We start from the raw sequence: 573 nt of genomic DNA, 5'->3' as shown, positions 1-573 counted from the left end.
GAATTAATGTGATAACCGGAGATAAATGTTTATAATTGATTAACAGATAAACAGTCTGTAGCCATATCAACCTATCTCAAGGAGAAAAACATGAAAAAACACGATTTTGAAACGCGTCGCGAGGCTTTGCTGAAAGACATCCGAGAAGTGATGGATGATGTGGAAGAGTTGTACCGCGACGGTGTGGAAGCCGGTTCGGAAGAGGGCGGCAAAGCCCGGGCCAAATTGGAAGAGAAATTGGCCGCGGCCAAAGAGCGTTTGAGCCGTTTTGAAGAAGAGGCCGGCGAACGTTTGCGCCATCATGCCGAGCGTGCGCGTGAGAAATACGAGCAGTTTGAAGAAGCGGCCCAGGAGCGTCTTAAAGAAGGCAAAGAGCGTTTTGCCGAATTTGAAGCTGATGCGGGCGAGCGTTTGAAACGCGGTGCCAAACACGCTGATGAAGGGTTGCATGAAAAACCATACTATGCGATGGGTTTTGCCGCATTGGCCGGTTGGGTTGTCGGTGTGTTGTTGAACCGTCGTTAGTGTGAATATGTTAAGGCCGTCTGAACAGGCGTGCACATGAAATCATGG

Annotated in this window: 1 protein-coding gene; it reads left to right on the top strand. The window is 49.2% G+C overall.

What is annotated here, in order from left to right:
- Nucleotides 1-90: 90 nt before the first annotated feature.
- Nucleotides 91-525 carry a DUF883 family protein gene (locus ACTHUM_RS18015; protein ID WP_440403688.1) on the top strand — a complete coding sequence of 145 codons (435 nt, stop codon included), beginning with the start codon at nt 91-93 and terminating at the stop codon, nt 523-525.
- Nucleotides 526-573: the final 48 nt, after the last annotated feature.

This window comes from Neisseria sp. P0021.S006 (assembly GCF_051956895.1).
Note: the sequence above shows the minus strand (reverse complement) of the source record. Positions and strands in the feature narration are given on the sequence as shown.

Excerpts from the sequence above, each read along its gene's own strand:
- ACTHUM_RS18015 (WP_440403688.1), top strand. The coding sequence starts at position 91 with ATGAAAAAACACGATTTTGAAACGCGTCGCGAGGCTTTGCTGAAAGAC.